The sequence below is a fragment of the Geobacillus sp. FSL K6-0789 genome (genome assembly GCF_038593135.1).
GTDB classification, from domain to species: Bacteria; Bacillota; Bacilli; order Bacillales; family Anoxybacillaceae; genus Geobacillus; species Geobacillus stearothermophilus.
On sequence record NZ_CP151966.1, the window covers coordinates 2098271 to 2113058 of the forward strand.

The following is a 14788-nucleotide window of genomic DNA, read 5'->3' on the forward strand; positions in this document are numbered from 1 at the left end:
TACATAAATGTCCCTTTCTATGCATATATTGGTGGAAACTTGTCCGCTCAGGGAGGATGCCATGAGACGATGGTTGTTGGCCGCCGTAGGAGCAGCGTTTTTTCTCGCCGCTATAGCTGCGCTGTTTTCGTGGTGGGAGCGTCAGCGCACCGAGGAAACGATTAAATTTTTCCCGCTTGACCGCGAGGCGGTGTTCACCGAAGCGAAAACCACTCTTGCGCTTGCAACAAACAAAGAGCGCGGGCGCTATTCGCTGCGTTGGTCCACTATCTCCACGCTGAATCGCCGCGCCTATTTGCGGCAAGACGTTTCATTGCTGTTTGCTGACGGCCGATTGGTTGATGTATTGTCCCGATGGGAGACGAACACCGGAACGATCGCTATGGAAAAAACAGCAATTATGCATGACAGCCGTTTTTTCCAAGCCATTTCGTTCCATCATGGTGAACTGCACAAGGGCGAAACGATCACAAGCAGCCAAACGATGTCAAGCGCGTATTTGTATGTCATCGACTCGCCATACCATCCGCTCGCATCATTCCGCCGGCCGAAAACGGACGCCGAGCGCGAATGGCAGCGCGTCTTGAACAAGGCAACGAACGAATTTCTCCGCCATAAGGCGGACGAGCTGCTTTCCCATTTTTCGCTATCGAAAGAAGACTACTACGCCCTTTATTTGCCGGAGCTTGTCGCTTATACGGAACAACCGCTGCCCGGCTTGTCGATGACAAAAACACAGACGATCATCGGCCGCCTATGGGAGGGGATCTATAAGTCATACGTTCTCGGCATAAAAAAAGAGGATGGCTCCATCCTCTCGCCGATCGGCAGCACGGTGCCGCTTATTTTGATCCGGAAAGATTACGGTCAAATCCTTGTTTTGCTTGAAGCGAAAAATGGAGACAAAGTCATGCTCATCCAAGTTCCTTAGCGGAAACCAAGCCATAAGCCGGACGCTGCCAATAACAACGCGGCGGCCAATGCGCCGGCCTGCCGCCCCGAAGCGGTCTGCTTCGGCAAATGGACAGCACCCGCTGCCAGAAAGCCGCCGACAAGCCCGCCGATATGGCCGGCGTTGTCAATGCCGGGAACAAGCAGGCCAAACAGCAGGTTGACGACGATTAAGCTGATTACGTTCATGCCCATCGTCCGAAAAAATAGATGCCGGTAAACCGTCCCAAAATAAAGAAGTGCCCCAAACAATCCGAAAATGGCGCCGGACGCCCCGGCCGAAATCGATGGAGTGAACAAAAAGCTCGACAGCGTTCCGAAAAAACCAGCCGTTGCATAAATGATCAAAAAGCGAAGCGAACCGTACAACCGCTCTGTCGTCGTCCCTAAATAATACAGCGCAAACGTGTTCGTCAACAAATGCAAAAACCCGATATGCAAAAACATCGGCGTCAAAAATCGCCACCATTCCCCCGCCTCAATGAGCGGATTGAATTTGGCGCCATACCGGATCAAGACGTTGGGGTCCGTGCTGCCGCCGCTCCACTCGAGAACAAAAAACATAGCGACTTGCACGATCATCAGCAGCCGAGTGAACACCGGCCTGCCGTATTCAAAAATGCGCCGCTCTTCCTCCCGTTGACGGCGCCATTCCGTCAGCACTTGATGTTTGAAACGCTCGGCGGCGGCGAACGGGTCTTCCTCTTCCGCAGATGGAGCCGGGCGGAGCGTCGCCCCGGTCATCTCCTCGAGCCGCGGCAGCATGTCATTGATGTTGCCGCTATGAATGAGAAGCGTATGAAACGCGCCATCGCCCGTCCCTAAAAGCGGCAGCGGTTCGTCAATGAGAAACTCCCAGTCATCAACCGGCGGATACGCCATGATGTATACGTTGACAACCCGGCCTCCTCTGCCGGTTGCCCGTCCGTCCATCCGCCGAATGAATTGCCACGTATATTCCATATCAAGACGCAACGACCGACTCCAGTCGAAATCGGCGCGGACGAGGCGGATGAGTGTCGGCCGCCGCCAGCGGGCCGATTCGAGCCATACTTCATCCCCGCGTTCGGCCATCCGCGCGATGCGGTAACCGCCGCGAAGCAAAAGATGAACAAGCTGCCAAAACAATACATCCATCGTTCCAACCATGTTCTTCTCTCCTTTTCTCCAGCAGGCCGAACCCAGCGGACAGCAAAGCTCCGGCTGTCTGGATGATCCAGCGCAAGCCAGAGGGAGGCTGTGCCGTTCCCGCCCCAGGCGCGCTTTTTCCCCCCCGCCCGCTTTGAAATCGACGATAAGGGTGGCCAGCTTCCCGTTCGCGGCATCATAAAACGGCCAGCCGGCCACCGCCTCTCTAGCGCAACATTTGCGACACAACCGCGTTGCGCACCGCCGGAATGTTGAGCGCAAAGCGAACAAGCTGCTTTCGCAGCGGCGGAATGCGCAACGCCCAGTCAGCCATTCGGTAACGATAACGATAGGTGAGCCATCCGGCTGCGACCGCCAACAGCGAGTACGACCATTTGTTCATTGGTGTTCCCCCTTCATCAATATGACATGCTCGTTATTCTTTTTCCCTTTTTCCCCTTAATTATGAAGCAGACGGCCTAACGCCCCAGCACAAGGGCGGCGGCAAGCACCGCACCGGCAGCCGACAAGACGTTGACGGCATCGTTGTCAAGCCAGCGCCATCCTTTCACCTGAACGGTCATCCGCCCGCAATGCTGTTTTCGCTCGGTGGCGATCCCGCATACCGGACAGCGGTAAACGGTCTGCCAGGCGGCGCCAAGCCATGTATCCAGCCAGCTGCCAAACCAGCCGAACAGTGCAAGGGGGAGCCACGGTGCAGCGGGAAGGAGCAACGCGCCGCTGGCGGCGATGAACAGCGCCCCAGCAAGGGAAGCGGCCGTGCCAAGGAGCGTCACCGCTCCGGAAGTGCCGGCCTCGACCGGCTGAAAACTCGGCCATGTCCGCGGCGGACGCCGGCTCAAGGCACCGATTTCCGACGCCCATGTATCGGCGTTCGCCGCCGCGACCGCGACGACGAACAGCTCGTTCCAAACCGGGTCAGGGAGCAGCGCCGCCAGCAGTCCGAGCGCAGCCGGCACTCCACCGTTGGCCAGCACTTGGACCGCATCACGCCGCCCCCCTTTTGCCACCTTTTCGGCGAGTTTCTCCTTTTTCCGCCTTCCGATATGGCTGAAAAAGCTGGAGCTGGCAAAAAATAATCCTAGCAACCATAGCCCGCTCCATGAAAAACCATACCCAACCAAGGCGCCGACAACAACGGTCGCCGCCGCTCCCGAGACGGACAGCAAGCGCAGTAGCCACCCGCCGCCGGCTGCGATGGCGGATGCAGCAATATACGCCCATTCACCGCTCACAGCGAATGACCCCTTTATCGGTAATAATGAACTCTACCGGCACGTCATGTTCTTCTGCTGGGATGTCGTCCACCACTTGAAACGAATAGGCAAGCGCCGCCGTCACTGCCGCCGCCCCCGGCAAGTACCGGTCATAATACCCGCCGCCGTAGCCGATCCGAAAGCCATTTTTGGCAAAACACACTCCTGGAACAATAATGAGATCAAACTCCTCGCGATCCATCGCCGTCGTTTGTTCCTCGATCGGCTCAAGCAGCCCGGCATACGCCTCTTCAAGCTGGGCAAACGACACGATCCGCCGAAACGTCATCGTTTTCGCCGCTGGGTCGCATTTTGGCACGCCGACTTTTTTTCCTTCCCTCCAAGCTTGTTCAATGATCGGCGCCGTATCCACTTCCGTCTCCCGCGCCACCGTGATGGCGATCGCCCGGGTTTGTTTCCACGGCGTCCATTGATATAAATAACCGGCAATTTGCCGGTCGCAAACTCGTTTTTCAGGCGCCGGAAGCTGCCGAAGCCGGCTGAGCATATGACGGCGCAGTTCCCGTTTGCGGTCCATCGTCGCTCCCCTTTCTGCCCGAAAGATAAAAAAGCAGCAGGAATGGCGTTCCTACTGCTTACTTCGTTTCGCGGTGCAACGTAACTTTGCGGTCCCGCGGGCAATATTTTTTCAGTTCAAGACGTTCCGGGTTGTTGCGTTTATTTTTGGACGTAATATAGTTGCGTTCGCCGCATTCTGTGCATGCCAGTGTAATGTTCACACGCATCCTTTTTCCCTCCAAACGTGCTTTATATAATCAGACCTTTCTATGATAGCATTTTTCTGCGACGATTTCCACCTCTAAATTTCATTTCCCTCCATTTTATCTTTTTCCACAAGACCGGCCACAAATAGAATGCGATATGATATAGTGAAAAGAGGAGGGATTCATGATGGTAGAATACACGATCATCGCCTTGGCGGCCTTATCGATTCTTTTGCTTGTCCTTTCCTTTTTCGCCAAAGACGAATGGAAGCCGCTTGAAGAACAAATTGACCAGCTGGCTGTCTCGTTGGCGCAAGAAACGTATCAAATGAAAAAACGGCTGCAAGTCATCGAGGAGGAACTGCTCATCCCTGAGCGCCGGCGCCCGCCCCGCCGCGGTCCTTTTTCCGACACCGAGCGGCGCATCTTCTTTTTGCATAAACAAGGATTTCCGCTCGAAGAGATTGCGCAAGAGACCGGTTTGACGGTTGCCGAGGTCGAGCGGATCGTGAGGAGATTGCTGCGATGAAGAAACGGACGATGCGCGCCTTTGCTCTCGGCCTGCTTGTTGCCACGTCATTCATCGGCGTCTCGTATTATCATTCCGCCCCCGATGCGCCGACGGAAGCGGAAGTGCAAGCGTTTCTCGAACAACGCGGGCTTGTTGCCATTGCGAAAAGCGAATACGATCAACTTCGCCGCGGCCGGCAAACGTCGGCTGAACAGCCGGCTGCGCAACCGGCGAAAACAGTATACATATACCGCCTTGTCATCCAAAAAGGCGACACTCCGGAAACGTTCGCCAAAGAGCTTGAGGATGCCGGCATTATTCAAAGCGCTCGCACGTTTCGCGAGTATTTGCAACAGCACGGGCTGACGCGCTCGATCCGCCCCGGCGCCTATAACGTGCGAAGCGATATGGATTATGCGGCGATCAGCCGCTTGATTGCTAAACCATAACGGAAAGAAGGAGGCAAATGATGAAAAGACTGCCTCCTTCTTTGTATTTGCATCAATCATTCAAATCATAATGCTTCCCTTTGACGAGATAAAGGAGATGCTCGGCGATATTGGTCGCATGATCCGCCGTCCGTTCAATATACCGGGCGACGAGAGCCAGCACGTTCATTTGCGCCAGCGCCTCTTTATCTGTTTTCTCCATCTCAAGCAGCGCTCTCATCATCTCCCCGTACCGCTCGTCAACCTGACGATCCATATCGGCAATTTGTGCAGCCAGCGATGCATCTTCCCGATCGTACGCCGTCATAGCCGCCGATACCATGTCTGCCGCCAATTGGTGCATCGACACTAGCGAGCGGATGTCGATGACGAACGGCTCGCCGCCGATGCGGATGCACGCCTTGGCGACATTAACGGCCAAATCGGCGATCCGCTCGATATCGCCCGCGATTTTGATCGCGGCGATGATGCGGCGCAAGTCGGTCGCGACCGGCTGCTGTTTCGCAATGAGCCACAACGCAAAGTCGTTCACTTCTTCTTCGAGCTTGTCAATCGAGCCGTCTCCATCAATGACGGCCATCGCCAAATGTTTGTTTTGTGTTTGAAACGCGTCAATCGCCTGTTGCAATGCCACTTCTGTTAACCGCCCCATCTCAACCAGCTTGTTGTGCAGCGCTCGCAAGTCATCAGCAAACGTTTCACGCATTTCAGGCTTTCCTCCCTTGTTTTTTATCCGAAACGACCGGTAATGTAGTCTTCTGTACGCTGGTCGGCCGGATTGGAAAACAGCTTGTTCGTCTCTGCGTATTCAATCACTTCTCCGTTCAAGAAAAACGCTGTTTTGTCCGAAATGCGGGCCGCTTGCTGCATGTTATGGGTCACAATAATGATGCTGTATTGTTTTTTCAATTCTTGAATAAGTTCCTCGATTTTCAACGTGGAAATCGGATCGAGCGCAGACGTCGGTTCATCCATTAAAATAACGTCCGGCTCAATCGCCAAACAGCGGGCGATGCACAATCGCTGCTGCTGTCCGCCTGATAACCCGTAGGCATGATCGTGCAGCCGATCTTTTACCTCATCCCAAAGCGCCGCCCCTCGCAAACTTTTTTCGACAATTTCGTCGAGCACTTTTTTATTGCGGATGCCATGAATGCGAGGACCGTACGCAATATTGTCGTAAATCGATTTCGGGAACGGGTTCGGCTTTTGAAACACCATGCCGACTTGTGTCCGCAATTGTTCAACCGGATAGGAAGGGTCAAAAATGTTGCGCCCGCGGTAGACGAGCTGGCCGGCAATGCGGACGTTCGGCACGAGCTCGACCATTCGGTTCAACGTTTTAATATAGGTCGATTTTCCACATCCTGACGGCCCGATAATTGCCGTCACCTCATTTTCATAAATTGTTAAATGAATGTGCTTCAGCGCATGATGTTCACCATACCATAAGTTTAAATCTGTTGTCTCGTACCACGAGTGTTGATTATCCAAAATTAGACATACGCCTTCCATAAATTTGGGCATACTCAAACAAAGCAGCGGCCATCCCGGATTTCCAATCGAGAGGAAGCTGCCCAGAGAAAAAACGGCGAACAAACGAAATGAAGGAAAGAGAGACGTTCGTCCGTTTTTTGGTTTGATCATACAGCCATCGCAGCAACACATACGCGATGAACGCCGCAAACAGTTGGTTGTATACCGCATTTTCCGTCGTGCCAAACAAGGTCGGGACATTCAGATATTGCTTCACCCAACGGAAAAAGATCTCAACAGTCCAACGTTGTTGGTACATGTCGGCAATGGTTTCCGCAGACGCATGGAAGAGGTTCGTCACGACCCGAATGTCGCGGCCATTCGCATCTCGAAAGATCACTACCCGGTGACGCTTGGTGGAGCGGTATTGTTTCGTTCCCAACTGGCACGTGAAGTCGGCTTGAACCGATGAAGATGCGCTCGGAAGGCGGTTCAAGCTTTTTTTCTGATGAAGTTCGATGTTGTCCTTCATCCGAATGACAAAGAGCTGATGCTGCTCCACAAATCGATCGAGGCGTTCGATTTTGAAATACGCCCGGTCTTCCACCAGCACTTGTTGAGCGTTCGTCAACTGTTCTCCCACCGGGCCATCATGACGCAGTCCGATGGTTTCCACCACGTCTGCCGGCAACGAGGATTCCGGCGAATACGCGACGTGCAGCTTCACTCCGGCGCGTTCGCCGTGATACGGAGCCCATGGGAGGCGGTTTTTCCCGACCGTGACGGTCGTCGAATCCACCACCCGAAGCGGTTTGGGAAACCGAAGCGAACGGCGGGTTTGGCGGTTGCACTTGGAAATGATCAACGCCAACAAGCGTTTCATGATGTCATAGGGAACTTCTTTCGCTTTCTTGGATACAGTTGAATAATGGAATCGCGGCAATCCATACAGAGGCCCCACATCGGCTCCGTGGCGAAAGCTTTTCCATTGATGCATGGCGGCCAGCAGGAAGAAGTGAATCAACTCGCGCAACGTAAAGGTTCGAGACGAATCACGATACCCAACCGCTTCGGCAATCAGTTGAATCTCTTCATCCGAAACAAGTTTTTGCATCAAATTCGGGAGTGTGGTATGCTTGTTCATAGAGAGCACCTCCTGGGTTTGTTTGTGTTGCTACTCACATTCTACAGGAAAGGTGCTCTTTTTTCTATACCCTTTGGATTTTATTGGATAATCAACACGCCTGGTCTCGTACACAACGCCTTTTGTTGCAACATCTTCGACCGCCGGCGTTGCCGCAGACGATTCGACCAACGGTGAGAGTTTTGTTTTCTTTGTGTTTGTTGCCATCATCTGATTGGTCTCCTTTCGCTCTTCCCCGAAATTTTTGCGTTAAAACCGCTTTTGAAACTTGTTGCGAATCAATACCGCGACCGAATTCATCAAAATTAAAAAGACGAGCAGGACGATAATCCCGGCAGCCGCTACATGCTGAAACTCCTCTTGCGGCCGCCCTGTCCAGTTGTAAATTTGCAACGGCATAGCGGTAAACGTATCAAGTACGCTGCCCGGCAGGTAGGCGATAAACGTCGGGATGCCGAGCACCACAAGCGGAGCTGTCTCCCCAATAGCGCGGGAAAACGCCAAAATGGCCCCCGTCAGCATTCCCGGCAGCGCCGCCGGCAACACCACCCGACAAATCGTTTGCCATTTCGTCGCCCCCATGGCATACGACGCTTCCCGCAGCTGCTGGGGAACCGCACGAATCGCCTCTTGGGCCGCGACGACGATCACTGGAAGAATGAGCAAGCTCATCGTCAACCCGGCCGCCAAGACACTGCGCCCAAGTCCAAGCTCACGGACAAAAACCGTAAGCCCCAGCAGGCCAAACACGATCGACGGCACGCCGGCCAGATTGGAAATATTCGTTTGAATCAACGCGGTGAAACGGTTTTTGCGCGCGTATTCTTCCAAATAAATGGCCGTCCCAACCCCCAAAATAAACGAAACCGGTGCGACAATCATCATCAGCCAAAGGGAGCCAACCAGTCCGGATTTAATCCCAGCTTCCTCCGGACGGCGCGAAGGAAAGCTGTTTAAGAAATCACCATCGAGCCAGCCGATCGCCTGCATGATGACACGGGATAATAATAATGCGAGAACAATGAGTCCAAAAATCGTAGCAGCAAAAAAAATGGCTTGCAAGACGGCGTTTTGCACCAGCCTTCCTTTCATTCGTCTCCAAACGAGCGGTTTGTCCAATTTGTTTTCCATGTGTTCAATACTCCTCCCTCAATCGGCGGGAAATGTATTGCGCCAATATATTCATCAGCAGCGTGAAAATAAAGAGCGTCATCCCGACAGCGTAAATGCTGTAATAAATCGTCGTCCCATAGCCGGCGTCGCCGGTTGTCACCTGGACGATGTAAGCGGTCAATGTTTGAATCGATTGCGTAACATCAAACGTAAACTCCGGCGATGATCCGCCAGCCACCGCGACGATCATCGTTTCACCGACCGCCCGGGAAATGCCTAAAATAAATGAGGCAATCACTCCGGAAGCGGCGGCAGGAAGCACGACCTTAAGCGCTACTTCAAACTTTGTCGCGCCAAGGGCCAAGGCGCCTTCGCGAATGGAGTTTGGCACTGCGCTCATCGCGTCTTCTGACAGCGAGGCGATCATCGGAATGATCATAATCCCCATGACGAGCCCCGGGCTGAGCGCATTAAAAATCTCTAGATCCGGGATGACCTTTTGCAATAACGGCGTCACGATCGTCAACGCAAAAAACCCGTACACGATCGTCGGAATGCCGGCAAGCACTTCGAGCGCCGGCTTGATGATTCGGCGCGTCCGCTCCGACGCATACTCGCTCAAGTAAATGGCCGAAGCGAGCCCAATCGGAACAGCCAAAAGCATAGCGATACCGGTCGTCAGCAGCGTGCCGGTCACAAGCGGAGCGACTCCGAACGATCCGTGTTCCTCATTCCACGGAAGCCACTCTTTGCTTGTGACAAACTCAACAATCGATACACGGCGGAAAAATTCGATCGTCTCAAAAAGAAGGGTAAACAAAATGCCGAGCATTACGAGCACGGAGAGTGCCGCCAATGTAAAGAGGAACTTCGGCGCGAGCTTTTCCATCCTTTTCGTCCAATGTTGCCGCGCTTGGTTTTCAACGATCATCTCCCGAACCGAGAACTGCTGTTCTTTCTTCGTTGGAACCCCCATAAAACGAAAACTCCTTTCCGACTTATTCCAACCGCAGTCACAAGTCTAGGCCGACAGACACCCCTTGTCGCCGGCCTAACGAAACCTATTTCAATCCTTCCAATGTTTCAAGCTGTTCTTTATACTTTTCCTCCGGCAGGCGGACGTAACCGACCTCTTCCGCCAAGTCCCCGGCTGTTTCCAGCAAAAATTCCATATAGTCATACACTTGCGGCTTTTCTTTCAACGATTTGACGTTCACATACGTAAACAGCGGCCGCGAAAGCGGGGTGTATTTCCCGGTTTCAATCGTCTCGTTTGTCGGCTCGACTGGCCCGTTGCCGCCATCGATCGGAACCACTTTCAGCTTATCTTTATTTTCCAAGTAATACGCATAACCGAAGTAGCCGATCGCATATTGATCCCCTTCAACCCCACGAACGAGGATATTGTCGTCTTCCGAAAGTTGAGCCGTTTTGACCAGTTCTTTTCCTTCCAGAATCACTTCATCAAAGTAGTCATATGTCCCAGAATCATGACCAGGCGAGAAAAACTTGATTTCCTCATCCGGCCAGCCCGGACGGATATCCGACCATTTTTTCACCGTGCCGTCTTCCGTCCACATTTTTTTCAACTCATCCACCGTCAAGTAATCAACCCAATCGTTTTCTTTATTGACCACAACAGAAAGACCGTCATAGGCAAGCTGAAACTCTTGGAACTCGATGCCGTTGTCGGCAGCTGCCTGTTTTTCTTCCTCTTTGATTGGACGAGAGGCGTTCGAAAAATCGGTTTCCCCTTTCGTGAACTTCTCAAATCCCCCTCCCGTTCCAGAAGCACCGACGGAAACTTTGACGTTTGGCTGTTCCATCATATATTCTTCAGCAGCTGCTTCCGCAATTGGATATACCGTCGAGGAACCGTCCATGATCACTTCACCGGACAGCTCTTTCGTTGCGGATCCACTGTCCGCCTCGTTTTCCTGCGCTCCATTTCCTCCTCCACAGGCGGCAACAATCATCATTGTTCCGCCAAGCAAACTCGACAACATCAGCCGTTTCCATTTGCTCATCGCTTTTCCCCCTGACTGTTTTCTTTTACATGTCCTAGTTTTTCCTTACATGCCCTATCATAAATGGACGCTGTTAATAAGGTTTAAACAGAATGTTAAGATTGTGTAAACTCCAGATATCCAATATCCATTATTTTTCATCAATAGCTTCTCTTTCCGCTAAAAAATAAAAAGGGCTCTTCACCAAAAGTTGTACTTGATTTTTTCTGAACTCTATTTACGCTTGTAAGGGAAAATCAACAAATCCGTGATTTTTTTCAAATCTTTGTGCAGGAAGCTGTATTGCTTGTCAAGTACATGTTGTGGTGAAGAGCCATAAAAAGAGCTGATCCGACAAAAGGAGCTCTCCCTATCGAATCAGCTTCAGCATCAAGATTGTTCTGTTGTTTCGGTGCCGTCGGCTGGCGGTTGAACAGGCTCTCCAGCCATTCGTTTCGCCTTCAATTCAAAATAGGCGTCCAAAATACGGCGGCCGATGCGGTTGTTAATGCCGTCGCTTGCCCCTTGCGTCGCCCACGGAACGACAACAGCGAACGACACTTCTGGATCGTTGTACGGCGCATAGCCGACAAGCGTCAAATTGTTGGTCGAGGCATTGCGGCGGCTTTTGATCGGCCCGTCGTAAAACGCTTCAGCCGTCCCTGTTTTTCCGGCCGGCTTGTACGGAGCGCCGGCGAAATACGCATACGCCGTTCCGCCCGGCTCTTGCATCACACGGCGGAACCCTTCCTGCACGCGCTCAATGTATTCCGTCTTCATATCGACGCGGTTTAACACGATCGGCTCGAACCGTTTGATGACGCGGCTAGGTTTTTTTCCGTCAATGGACGGCTCACGAATTTCTTTGACGAGCTGCGGCTTCATCCGGTAGCCGCCGTTGGCGATCGTCGAGACGTATTGCGCCAGCTGCATCGGCGTATACATATCATACTGGCCGATGGCTAAGTCAAGCAAAAATCCGCCGCGCGTGCCTCGGCCTTGGAAGCCGCTAAGTTCGTTCGGCAAATCGATGCCTGTTTTCACGCCAAGGCCGAATTGGCTGAAATAGTGGCGAATCGTCGTAAATGCCTCTAGATTGATGCGAAGCGGCGCGTGCGGACGATACACACCACCCCCGATGGCGATCGCTGTTTTGAACATATAGACGTTCGATGACTGCTTGAGCGCCGTCAGCTCGTTGATCGTCCCCATCGTTTTCCATGACTTTTTCGGTTCTGTACCTTTAATGTATAACGGCTCATCCTTAATATACGTATTCGGATGAAGCACCCCGGTTTGAAAGCCGGTGAGCACGGTCGCCCCTTTCACCGTCGATCCCATCGCATAAGCAGACGTAATGTTGCCGATGGCAAAGTCGACAAATTTGCCATCTTGAAGAAGCTTGCCGGCCATCGCCAACACTTCGCCCGTCTTCGGGTTCATCATGACGACAAACGCCCGGTCCAAGAGCGGCGACCGGCCTTTGCGCTTCGTCGCCAAAATCTCCTGCTGAATGATCTCTTCGACTTTTTGTTGCAATTCGGCATCGATCGTCAGCACAAGGTCTTTCCCGCGCTCGCCCGGGTACACTTCCTCAACCGAAACGACGCGGCCCGACTTGTCGACCACGTTTTTCACTTTCGCCTTTTTGCCGTGCAGCACTTCTTCATACTGCATCTCCAAATAGCTTTTGCCAACGCGGTCGTTGCGGCTGTAGTCGCGGGCCAAAAAGTAGTCGAGCCGCTCGCGCGGAACGCCTTCATCTTCTTCCGTCACACTGCCGAGCACGGAGCGGAATGTATTGTCATACACGTATTTCCGGTCCCAGTCCACGGTCGTATTGACGCCAGGCAGCTCGCTTAAGTGTTCGCTGACGACCGCATATTCGCGGTCGGTCACCCCTTTGCTTTTGACCGTCTGCGGCGTCAAGGCGTAGCCGCTCTCCATCTCATGTTTAATGGCGATCACTTCAAGCTCCGACTTCGAAATTTGCGCCAAATCTTGCTTGGTGATGCGGTCAAGCGTCCATTCATACACCTTTTTGTCGATCTCTTTTTGTGTCAGCCCTTGGTCAGCGAGCTTTTTCCGTTCTTGTTCGCTCACTTTCTTTTTGGCTTCTTCCGGATGGGTCAAAATCCAATAATCTTTCATGTCTCGCTCCGTCACTTTTTCCTCTGCATCCGGAATGTCGATGTATTGGGCGAGTTTCCTTGCTATGTCCAATATTTCTTCCGGCTGTGTCGTTTTGGAGCGCGTGTACGTAATCGCCTTTTGCGGTGTGTTGTCGACGATCACGTGGCCGAATCGATCGTAAATTTTGCCGCGCGGCACCGGCGTGCTGACGATTTCATCCTGCGTCCGCTCCACTTCGCGCCGATAATCTTCACCGTAGACGATTTGTACGACGCCAAGGCGCAAAATCAGCGCCGAAAACAACAAGAAGACAAAGAAAAACAAAATGTTCAACCGAATCGGCACTTGTGCCCGTTTCTTCCGTTTCATCCCCCGGCCCTCCTTTCCCCCCTATTGTAAAAGAAAAAGAAGGGGTTGGCTAGGGAAAAACATGGGCGACTTTTATGCTGTCGGGCCGCCCCGTTCATTGGCCAGCTTCGGCCGAAGCAAAAGCCGACCTTGCCGCTCCCGCTCCGGATGGCCATCAGTCAAGCGGATGCGGCGGACGAACCAATAAATGATCAAATGCCCGGCGCCGCATACAAACATCAGCACACGAATGCCCGTCTGCTCGTTAAAGAGCTCCACCGCCGCCAAAAAAGCAAGAATCGACGCCACCCGTCCGGCGTTTAAAAACAGCTCGCGGACGACGATATATTCGACGCGCGCTTCCGCTGATTTCCAGCTTTTCCCGATCACGTCAAACGTCAACGATGAGTACGGAACAAGCAAAATCGGATAAGCGATGGCAATCGTGACGGCATAAAGAAGAAGGCGCGGGTACGAAGGATGAAAGACGATGAGAAAAATGGCTGCATACAGCAAAAGACCGCCCAACAAAATGGCTTTCATCCGGTATTCCCGCTTCATCAACCGGGAGACGACGTAATAAGCGATAAACGATGTGAAGGAATTGACCAATCCGTACTTGCCAAGCGCCCATTCGCTATGGGAGCTGACGTAGACAAGCACGGAAATGACAAAAACGAACGAGCCTTCACGCAGTCCTTGAAAAAAATGGGCGTTCGTAATGAGCCGCCAGTTCCGGTTTTCATTCCGTTCCTTTAAAATGCGGAAAAATAAATATTTCCCCGCGGCCGCGCGGCGCTTCAAGAAAAAGCTGAGCAGCACAGCGACAAGAAACAAGCCGAGCGACAGCGAGAAAACGAACGTATACCCTTTCGCTCCATGAAGCGATGAGATGATATAACCGGCGGCAATCGGCCCGATCATGCCGGCTGATGAGGTCAACACCCCGAAAAAACCGTTAAAAAAGTCGCGCGTCTCCGGTTCGGTAATTTCAAATGTCAGCACGTTAAAAGCGAGCCAGTAAAAACCGTAGCCGACGCCGAGCAGCGCGCCGAGAACGAGCAAATATTGATGGGCGCGGGAGCCGACCAGCAAAACCGTGACAAAAAAAACGGCTAAACATGACACGCCAAGCCGCAAAACGAGAATGCGGTCGATCTGTTTCGCCAGACGGCCGGCAACGATAAACGTCAGCGGCTGCATCGTGACGACCGCCAAGTTGTACAATGCCAAATCGCGAAAATCGCCGGTCTGTTTCCACAAATAAATGTTGACAAACGTGTTCGACAGGGAAACACCGAGCGCGTAAAACCCGCCGATGCAAAGCAAAAGCAACAGGTCGCGGTTCACTTGTTCTTGGCCGGTTAGTTTTTGGAAAAATGCCATTGCAAACTCCCCTTTTCATCTATCGGGTAGTGTGGCCATTTCTGCCGCCTCTATGCACCCGGCGCAACGAAAACCGCTCCCTTTGCCTGCCCCCTTCGTCGAAAAAAAAGCGGAGCGTTTTGTTTCGCCCCGCTTTGTTCA

17 protein-coding genes are annotated in these 14788 nt (G+C 52.7%); 3 read left to right on the forward strand and 14 right to left on the reverse strand.

From position 1 onward, the window contains the following. Nucleotides 1-61 precede the first annotated feature (61 nt). Nucleotides 62-931, forward strand: a complete 870-nt coding sequence (locus NSQ51_RS11125; protein ID WP_033014617.1) for a hypothetical protein — start codon at nt 62-64, stop codon at nt 929-931. Here NSQ51_RS11125 and NSQ51_RS11130 read toward each other — a convergent pair. The 5 genes from NSQ51_RS11130 to rpmG all read right to left on the reverse strand — a co-directional run bounded on the left by NSQ51_RS11130 (nt 928) and on the right by rpmG (nt 4102). Next, the gene (locus tag NSQ51_RS11130; protein ID WP_049625176.1) at nt 928-2100 is read right to left on the reverse strand and encodes a rhomboid family intramembrane serine protease; all 1173 of its coding nucleotides are present in this window, start codon (nt 2098-2100) and stop codon (nt 928-930) included. The two genes, NSQ51_RS11125 and NSQ51_RS11130, sit on opposite strands and share 4 nt — an antisense overlap. Before the next feature lie 205 nt (nt 2101-2305). Next, a complete protein-coding gene (locus NSQ51_RS11135) occupies nt 2306-2482 on the reverse strand; it encodes a hypothetical protein (protein WP_162839640.1) in 177 nt (58 codons plus the stop codon). A 76-nt stretch (nt 2483-2558) separates the two neighbouring features. Further along, nucleotides 2559-3335 carry a DUF92 domain-containing protein gene (locus tag NSQ51_RS11140; RefSeq protein ID WP_049625177.1) on the reverse strand — a complete coding sequence of 259 codons (777 nt, stop codon included), beginning with the start codon at nt 3333-3335 and terminating at the stop codon, nt 2559-2561. After that, on the reverse strand, nt 3325-3894 hold the full coding sequence (locus tag NSQ51_RS11145; RefSeq protein WP_049625178.1) for a 5-formyltetrahydrofolate cyclo-ligase: 570 nt from the start codon (nt 3892-3894) through the stop codon (nt 3325-3327). Before NSQ51_RS11145 ends, NSQ51_RS11140 begins: the two co-directional genes overlap by 11 nt. Before the next feature lie 58 nt (nt 3895-3952). Then, on the reverse strand, nt 3953-4102 hold the full coding sequence (gene rpmG, locus NSQ51_RS11150; protein ID WP_011231931.1) for a 50S ribosomal protein L33: 150 nt from the start codon (nt 4100-4102) through the stop codon (nt 3953-3955). A gap of 166 nt (nt 4103-4268) precedes the next feature. Here rpmG and NSQ51_RS11155 point away from each other — a divergent pair, with 166 nt between their 5' ends. After that, on the forward strand, nt 4269-4610 hold the full coding sequence (locus NSQ51_RS11155; RefSeq protein WP_033010212.1) for a hypothetical protein: 342 nt from the start codon (nt 4269-4271) through the stop codon (nt 4608-4610). Then, nucleotides 4607-5041, forward strand: coding sequence for an endolytic transglycosylase MltG (locus NSQ51_RS11160; RefSeq protein WP_033014624.1), 435 nt, complete (start codon nt 4607-4609; stop codon nt 5039-5041). The genes NSQ51_RS11155 and NSQ51_RS11160 overlap by 4 nt, the downstream gene beginning before the upstream one ends. A gap of 52 nt (nt 5042-5093) precedes the next feature. Here NSQ51_RS11160 and phoU read toward each other — a convergent pair whose 3' ends face one another. The 9 genes from phoU to NSQ51_RS11205 all read right to left on the reverse strand — a co-directional run bounded on the left by phoU (nt 5094) and on the right by NSQ51_RS11205 (nt 14647). Beyond that, entirely contained in the window at nt 5094-5747 is a 654-nt protein-coding gene (gene phoU / locus NSQ51_RS11165) for a phosphate signaling complex protein PhoU (RefSeq protein WP_033014630.1), read from the reverse strand. A 23-nt stretch (nt 5748-5770) separates the two neighbouring features. Then, entirely contained in the window at nt 5771-6535 is a 765-nt protein-coding gene (gene pstB, locus NSQ51_RS11170; RefSeq protein WP_233434070.1) for a phosphate ABC transporter ATP-binding protein PstB, read from the reverse strand. Then, nucleotides 6528-7661: an IS4 family transposase gene (locus NSQ51_RS11175; RefSeq protein WP_121678437.1), complete on the reverse strand. Its 1134-nt coding sequence runs from the start codon at nt 7659-7661 to the stop codon at nt 6528-6530. The genes pstB and NSQ51_RS11175 overlap by 8 nt, the downstream gene beginning before the upstream one ends. Nucleotides 7662-7691: 30 nt before the next feature. After that, nucleotides 7692-7871, reverse strand: a complete 180-nt coding sequence (locus NSQ51_RS11180; protein WP_121650080.1) for a hypothetical protein — start codon at nt 7869-7871, stop codon at nt 7692-7694. Between the two features lie 39 nt (nt 7872-7910). Then, a complete protein-coding gene (gene pstA / locus NSQ51_RS11185; protein WP_033014634.1) occupies nt 7911-8792 on the reverse strand; it encodes a phosphate ABC transporter permease PstA in 882 nt (293 codons plus the stop codon). Nucleotides 8793-8796: 4 nt separating this feature from the next. After that, nucleotides 8797-9750 (reverse strand): phosphate ABC transporter permease subunit PstC, encoded by a 954-nt coding sequence (gene pstC / locus NSQ51_RS11190; RefSeq protein WP_033014638.1) that lies wholly within the window; start codon nt 9748-9750, stop codon nt 8797-8799. 85 nt (nt 9751-9835) lie between these two features. Next, on the reverse strand, nt 9836-10801 hold the full coding sequence (locus tag NSQ51_RS11195) for a PstS family phosphate ABC transporter substrate-binding protein (RefSeq protein ID WP_049625180.1): 966 nt from the start codon (nt 10799-10801) through the stop codon (nt 9836-9838). Between the two features lie 369 nt (nt 10802-11170). Beyond that, nucleotides 11171-13282, reverse strand: coding sequence for a penicillin-binding protein 2 (locus NSQ51_RS11200; RefSeq protein WP_049625181.1), 2112 nt, complete (start codon nt 13280-13282; stop codon nt 11171-11173). Between the two features lie 72 nt (nt 13283-13354). After that, nucleotides 13355-14647: an MFS transporter gene (locus NSQ51_RS11205; protein WP_033014640.1), complete on the reverse strand. Its 1293-nt coding sequence runs from the start codon at nt 14645-14647 to the stop codon at nt 13355-13357. Between the last annotated feature and the right edge of the window lie 141 nt (nt 14648-14788).

Bases quoted from the DNA above. Each gene is read 5' to 3' on its own strand.
- NSQ51_RS11125 (WP_033014617.1), top strand. From the start codon at position 62: ATGAGACGATGGTTGTTGGCCGCCGTAGGAGCAGCGTTTTTTCTCGCC.
- NSQ51_RS11130 (WP_049625176.1), bottom strand. From the start codon at position 2,100: ATGGTTGGAACGATGGATGTATTGTTTTGGCAGCTTGTTCATCTTTTG.
- NSQ51_RS11135 (WP_162839640.1), bottom strand. From the start codon at position 2,482: ATGAACAAATGGTCGTACTCGCTGTTGGCGGTCGCAGCCGGATGGCTC.
- NSQ51_RS11145 (WP_049625178.1), bottom strand. From the start codon at position 3,894: ATGGACCGCAAACGGGAACTGCGCCGTCATATGCTCAGCCGGCTTCGG.
- rpmG (WP_011231931.1), bottom strand. From the start codon at position 4,102: ATGCGTGTGAACATTACACTGGCATGCACAGAATGCGGCGAACGCAAC.
- NSQ51_RS11155 (WP_033010212.1), top strand. From the start codon at position 4,269: ATGGTAGAATACACGATCATCGCCTTGGCGGCCTTATCGATTCTTTTG.
- NSQ51_RS11160 (WP_033014624.1), top strand. From the start codon at position 4,607: ATGAAGAAACGGACGATGCGCGCCTTTGCTCTCGGCCTGCTTGTTGCC.
- phoU (WP_033014630.1), bottom strand. From the start codon at position 5,747: ATGCGTGAAACGTTTGCTGATGACTTGCGAGCGCTGCACAACAAGCTG.
- NSQ51_RS11175 (WP_121678437.1), bottom strand. From the start codon at position 7,661: ATGAACAAGCATACCACACTCCCGAATTTGATGCAAAAACTTGTTTCG.
- NSQ51_RS11180 (WP_121650080.1), bottom strand. From the start codon at position 7,871: ATGATGGCAACAAACACAAAGAAAACAAAACTCTCACCGTTGGTCGAA.
- pstA (WP_033014634.1), bottom strand. From the start codon at position 8,792: ATGGAAAACAAATTGGACAAACCGCTCGTTTGGAGACGAATGAAAGGA.
- pstC (WP_033014638.1), bottom strand. From the start codon at position 9,750: ATGGGGGTTCCAACGAAGAAAGAACAGCAGTTCTCGGTTCGGGAGATG.
- NSQ51_RS11195 (WP_049625180.1), bottom strand. From the start codon at position 10,801: ATGAGCAAATGGAAACGGCTGATGTTGTCGAGTTTGCTTGGCGGAACA.
- NSQ51_RS11200 (WP_049625181.1), bottom strand. From the start codon at position 13,282: ATGAAACGGAAGAAACGGGCACAAGTGCCGATTCGGTTGAACATTTTG.
- NSQ51_RS11205 (WP_033014640.1), bottom strand. From the start codon at position 14,647: ATGGCATTTTTCCAAAAACTAACCGGCCAAGAACAAGTGAACCGCGAC.